We start from the raw sequence: 5813 nt of genomic DNA on the forward strand, positions 1-5813 counted from the left end.
TCGACCGGCTCACCACCAGGCAGATCGCCAATCAGGATTCGATCGAGGATCGGGTCGCAGCGCTCGTCGCGCGCCAGGCGGAACTCGAGGCGCGCTACCTGCTCGTGAACGATCTCGAACAGCGCGCCGCGCGGTTCGACAGGGCGGGCGTCGCTTCCCGTGGCGCATGCAGGCCGGCCTGCGCGGCGCGCTGTTCGAGATCGTTCACGAGCAGGTAGCGCGCCTCGAGTTCCGCCTGGCGCGCGACGAGCGCTGCGACCCGATCCTCGATCGAATCCTGATTGGCGATCTGCCTGGTGGTGAGCCGGTCGATTCGCTGGCGCAGTTCGATGATGCGATCCTCGTAGGCGCGGAGGTCACGCCTTTCGCCGTAGACCATGGCCAGCAGCGCATCATCGCGAAAGACATGATAGAGCGTTCCGGCGACCGCCATCAGGATCATGAACAGGCTGAGTGCCATGGCGCCGAGGAAAAGCGGGCCGCCGATCTCGATCGTGTCCCAGCCCGATCCGCGTCGCACGAGGAATGCAAAACGGGCACCGGTATTGGCGCCAGGCTGGGTAATCGGTGCGCGGGCAAGCTTCAATGCGGCACTCCGAACCGGACTTTGCTTCAGACAAAGTCTTAAGCGGTTAGGGTTAATACCGCGCTAAGCAGGGCCGGTCCGGAGGGCTCCAGACCGGCTTTCCGGCACCATTCAGAGCGTCCTTGCCGCTTCCAGAACCTCGGCCGCGTGCCCCGGAACCTTCACCTTGTTCCAGACCTTCGCGATTTTCCCGGCCGGATCGATCAGGAAGGTCGTGCGCTCCACGCCCATGTATTTGCGGCCATACATGCTCTTCTCGGTCCAGACGCCATAAGCCTCGAGCATCGCCTTCGATTCATCCGAGACGAGGGCGAAATCGAGCCCGTGCTTCCTCTTGAACTTGTCGTGGCTTGCGGCGCTGTCGGGCGAGACACCGAGGATTTCGGTGCCGGCCTTGGCAAAATCGCTTTTCAAAGCGTTGAAATCCTTGGCTTCCTGCGTGCAGCCCGAGGTGTCATCCTTGGGGTAGAAGTAAAGGACCAGCTTCTTGCCGGCGAAATCCTTCAGCGAGATCGTGCGGCCACCGTCACCCGGAAGCGTGAAGGCGGGGGCGATGGTACCGGCGGCGGGCGGCTGTTCGGTCATGGTGCGTTCCTGTGAAAAAAGATTGGGGCCGGCACCGGAGGAAATTGCGCCGGCCCGAAGGGTTTACGCCCGACATGGCGGGGAAGATTGCGTTCCGGCGTGATTTTGGCTGCATCCTTTCGAAACGCCATGCAATGGCCGGGATTAAGCATCAAGGAAGGGCATCGCCATGGACGCGGCGCGCGTCGGGCGCTTGTGCTATCAGGCGGAAGACAAGGACGAATCGTCCGGCGACAAGAAAGAGGCGGCGGCTTTGGAACAGGAAAAAGCCATTCAAAGGCTGTTGCGGAACCGGCCTTTTGGCTGGCGGCGCGGCTTGCGAGTATTTGTCCTGGGCTTCGCGATCATGTCGCTTCTGATGGTCGGGGGCCTGTTTTTTGCCTATTTTCATTTCCGCAACAATGAAAATTCCGATTTCCTGCGCGAGCGCGTTCTGGCGGCCATCACGGATATTGCGGGGCAGGATGCGCGCATCGTGCTCGATCGCGCCGGCATGGCGCTGACCGGCATCGATCCGGCTTTCTCGCTTTCGGGTCTGAAGGTCGACAGCCCGAGGGCGGGCTATTCGGTGGCCATCGGCCAGCTCGATCTCGATCTCAGCACCAGTTCGATGTTCCGGCTCTCGATGGACCCCAAGCGGCTTTCGGTGTCTCAGGTCGATCTCGTCCTGCCTCCGGCCGGGGGCGGGCCGGATGTCGTGGAACGGCTGGCAATGGGGCTCGAAAGCCTTGCCGGCCTCGCCGAACTGATCGCTGGGGTGCCTAATCTCGAATCGGTCGACGTGCCGCGATTCAGCATCGCCAGGCGGACGGAAGCGGGCGCGCCGCTTCCGTTTGGCGTGCCTTTCAGCATGGAAATCCGCCGTCAGGGTGACGAGATCCGGTTGCAGATCGCGCGGGCCCGGCCAGTGGGCGCGCCTGGCGTCACAGCGCGGCCCGCTCCGAAGGCACTGGTGCTGAGCCTCGTGAAGGAACCCGCGCATGACGGCCACACGCGGCTGAAACTGCGCTCCGAGGTGGGTGCGCTTGGCGCGCTCGCGGATCTTCTCGACTGGCCGCTGGGCTTCGTCGACCCGGCCTTGCGGCTCGAGGCAGAGCTTGATGCGGGCGTTGGCGAAGGCCAGACGCGCGGAGCGGTGCGGGCCCGCTTCGCGATGGGGGGCGGCACCCTCGATTTCACGCCCTATGGCGTGCCCGCCCTGCGGCTCGACGAGTTCTCCATCGAATTCGTGGGCGAGGCCGGCTCGCCCCGGATGAATATTCCCGCCTTGCGTTTCCGCTCGCGCGAGACCGACATCAAGGCTGCCGGCACGCTGGATATCGAGGGCGAATTCAAGCGCCTGCGCCTTGCGGCGCAGGGCGCCGTGGTCAAGCCCAACAAGGCGGGCGGCAAGCCCGTCACCTTCGAGGAGGTCGGTCTCGAGGCGCGCATCCCGCGCGATCTCTCGGGTGTGCTGCTCGACCGGCTGCTGGTGCGCGATTCCGGGGGCGAGGCGACCGCCTCGGCGGAATTCTCGCTGGCCGATGGGGGGCTTATCGCGACACACATCGCTGCGCGCGGTTTTCCGGCCGAGAAAGGCCTGCGTCTCTGGCCGGTCTTCGTCAGCATCGAGATTCGCGAATGGCTGGTCGACCGGCTGGATGCCGGTCTGCTCGCGAGCCTCGACATGCGCTCGCGTCTCGCGGGCAAGGTGCTCGATGATGCCTGGCGCCAGCGCCCGCTGCCGGATGAATCGATCTCGGCCGAATGGTGGCTCGAGGGCGTGACGCTCCGGCCGGTCTCCGATGCGCCGCCCGTGCGTGAAGCGGTGGTGACCGGGCGCAGTTCCGGGCGCAAGGCGCAGCTTCGGGTCGAAAGCGGCTTCGTGGAGGCGGCTGCGGGGGCGCCGGTTTCGATCGCAGGATCCGAATTCAGCGTTGCCGATGTTCATCGCGTGCCGCCGATCCTCGAGATGCGCCTGCCGGCCAAGGGGTCGCTGGCTGGCGTCGCGGCCGTGATTGCCAGCCCCGGACTGGCGATCGGCGCGACAATTCCACCTTCCATCGCGGCCGGGGACGGGCAGGTCGAGGGCATTGTCCAGGCGCAGCTTGCGCTGAAGGGCAGTGGCCCGCGCGAGCTGAAGATCGATGCGCGAGCCGATCTGCGGCAGGTCGCGATCAACAATATCGCGCCCGGCGAGCGGCTGGAGGCGGGCCAGTTCCAGCTGCAATGGCGAGGCTCGACCCTGACGCTGAAGGGTGATGCCCGGCTGAACGGCCTGCCGGCACAGATCGAATGGCGCGCGGAGGGCGACAAGCCCTCGGTTGCCACCGTCCGAGCGACGCTGGACGAGGCCCAGCGGCAGCGCCGCGGCATCGATCTCCGGCCGGCTCTGGCGGGGCCCATCACGGCTAACGTGACCCTGACCTTCGAGCGGAACGATCCGCCGGATGTGGACGTGACACTCGACCTCACCGAAAGCCGCATCGAGGGGATCGTTCCCGGCTTTTCAAAACGCGCGGGCCAGCCCGGCCGGGTGACCTTCGACTACGAGGCCAAGGGCGACCGCGTCTTGCTCGGCGATGTCGTGGTCGATCTGCCTGGCATCAGCCTGAAGGGGCGCATCGACTTGCAGCGCGATGGCGGTTTCAACAAGGCGGAGTTCGAGGAGTTCCGTCTTTCGCCCGGCGACAATGCCAAGGCGACGATCGAGCGCCAGCGCAACCTCATGCGCATCACGGTGCGGGGTAATTCGTTCGACGCCCGACCGTTCCTCAGGGGCATCCAGTCCGGCAAGGTGGACGACAGCCGGGCGCCGGATTTCGATCTTGATCTGCAATCGACTGTCCTGGTCGGCTTTGCGGGGGAACTTCTCGCCAATGCCGATGTGCAGGTGCAGCGCCGCGCCGGCGTGCTGGCGCGCGTGCAGGCGAGCGGCCGGTTCGGAGGCGATGCGCTGATGGTCGAGACCGCGGAAGGCGGGCGGGAAGGGCTGTTGCTGCGCATCGCAAGCGCCGATGGTGGGGCATTGCTGCGCTTCCTCGACATCTATTCGCGCGCTCAGGGCGGGCGGCTCGCGGCGGATATCCGCGTGGGACGCGAGGGGCAGAGCGGCGTGGTGCAGATGCGCGACTTCCTGGTCAGGGGCGAGCCGTTGCTCGCGCGATACAAATCGGATCCCAGCATCCAGCAGCGCCTGCCATCGCAGGCTCTGGTGGCTCCGGGCGCGCGGGACGCGGTGGCCTTCACCAAGCTGCGCGCCGATTTCGATCGCCGGCCGGGCCGCATCGAATTGCGCGAGGCGGTGATTTGGGGCGAGCAGGTGGGCGGCACGCTCGAAGGCGTGCTCGATTACGCTGCTGATCGCGTCGACATGAAAGGCGCGCTGGTGCCGGCCTATGCGCTGAACAATCTCTTCGCGCAGGTGCCCATTTTCGGGCCGATCTTCGGCGGCACGCAATATGAGGGGCTTTTCGCGCTGCCCTTTGTCATTCAGGGCCGGGCCAGCGCGCCGCAATTGCGCACCAACGCGCTCAGCGTCATCGCGCCGGGCATCCTGCGCAAGTTGTTCGAGGTGCAGCGTGAAGGCGCGCCGGTGCGCTGAAGCTCAGGCGAGCTTCAGCAGGATGTGCTTCTTCTTGCCGAGCGAAAGCTTCGCCACGCCATCCGCATTGAAATCGGCCCGCGAGAGTGCCGCGCGCGGATCGCTGACCGTGACGTCATTGACTTTCAGCCCGCCACCCTCGATCTGCCGGCGGGCTTCGCCCGTGCCGGAGACGAGCCCGGCCTTCACGAAGGCCGTGAGCACGCCAAGGCCGGCTTCGACCTCGCCCGAGACGATCGCCACCGTGGGGAGCGAGGTCGCGGTCTCGCCGAGTTCGAAGGCGCGGCGGGCGGTCTCGGCTGCGGCTTCCGCCGCCGCGCGGCCCCGCACAAGGGCCGTGGCTTCCGTGGCGAGCACCTTCTTTGCCTCGTTGATCTCCGCGCCGCCCAGCGCCGAAAGGCGATTGATCTCGCCCATGGGCAGGAAGGTGAAGAGCTTCAGGAAGCGGCCGACATCCGCATCCTCGGTATTCCGCCAATACTGCCAGTAATCATAGGCCGGGAGCTGATCTTCGTTCAGCCATACCGCGCCGCTGGCCGTCTTGCCCATCTTGGCCCCGGAGGCCGTGGTGAGGAGCGGGCATGTCAGCGCGTAGAGCTGGTGCGTGCCCATGCGGCGCCCGAGATCGATCCCCGAAACGATGTTGCCCCACTGGTCCGAGCCGCCCATCTGCAGATTGCAGCCATAGCGCTTCGCGAGTTCCACGAAATCGTAGGATTGGAGCAGCATGTAGTTGAATTCAATGAAGGAAAGTTCGCTCTCGCGCTCGAGGCGGAGCTTCACGCTGTCCATCGAGAGCATGCGGTTGACCGAGAAGTGCCGGCCCACATCGCGCAGGAAGGCGATGTAATTCAGAGGCGCGAGCCATTCCGCATTGTCGACCATCACGGCGTCGGATTGGCCCGCGCCAAAGGTGAGGAAGCTTGAAAAGGTCTTCTTGATCTCTTCCTTGTTGGCGTCGATCTGCTCGATGGTCAGGATCTTGCGCGTCTCGTCCTTGCCCGAGGGGTCGCCCACGCGCGTCGTGCCGCCGCCCATCAGCGGAATCGGCTTGTTGCC

At 65.6% G+C, this 5813-nt stretch carries 4 protein-coding genes; 1 reads left to right on the top strand and 3 read right to left on the bottom strand.

Going from position 1 to position 5813, the window contains the following annotated elements; genetic code table 11:
• Positions 1 to 94: 94 nt before the first annotated feature.
• Both ACKODO_RS08340 and bcp read right to left on the bottom strand, forming a co-directional pair.
• On the bottom strand, positions 95 to 586 hold the full coding sequence (locus ACKODO_RS08340; protein WP_408982978.1) for a hypothetical protein: 492 nt from the start codon (positions 584 to 586) through the stop codon (positions 95 to 97).
• 111 nt (positions 587 to 697) lie between these two features.
• Positions 698 to 1171: a thioredoxin-dependent thiol peroxidase gene (gene bcp / locus ACKODO_RS08345; protein ID WP_408982979.1), complete on the bottom strand. Its 474-nt coding sequence runs from the start codon at positions 1169 to 1171 to the stop codon at positions 698 to 700.
• Positions 1172 to 1340: 169 nt separating this feature from the next.
• Between bcp and ACKODO_RS08350 the strand changes: the two genes are divergently transcribed.
• Positions 1341 to 4754, top strand: a complete 3414-nt coding sequence (locus ACKODO_RS08350; RefSeq protein ID WP_408982980.1) for a hypothetical protein — start codon at positions 1341 to 1343, stop codon at positions 4752 to 4754.
• Between the two features lie 3 nt (positions 4755 to 4757).
• Here the strand turns inward: ACKODO_RS08350 and tyrS are convergent.
• Positions 4758 to 5813, bottom strand: a 1056-nt coding sequence (gene tyrS, locus ACKODO_RS08355) for a tyrosine--tRNA ligase (RefSeq protein WP_408982981.1), incomplete at its 5' end; no start/stop codon positions are given.

The sequence above is a fragment of the Rhabdaerophilum sp. genome, from assembly GCF_046092605.1.
GTDB lineage: Bacteria > Pseudomonadota > Alphaproteobacteria > Rhizobiales > Beijerinckiaceae > Rhabdaerophilum.

Coding starts and splice junctions, on each gene's coding strand:
- ACKODO_RS08350 (WP_408982980.1), top strand. CDS start 1,341: ATGGACGCGGCGCGCGTCGGGCGCTTGTGCTATCAGGCGGAAGACAAG.
- bcp (WP_408982979.1), bottom strand. CDS start 1,171: ATGACCGAACAGCCGCCCGCCGCCGGTACCATCGCCCCCGCCTTCACG.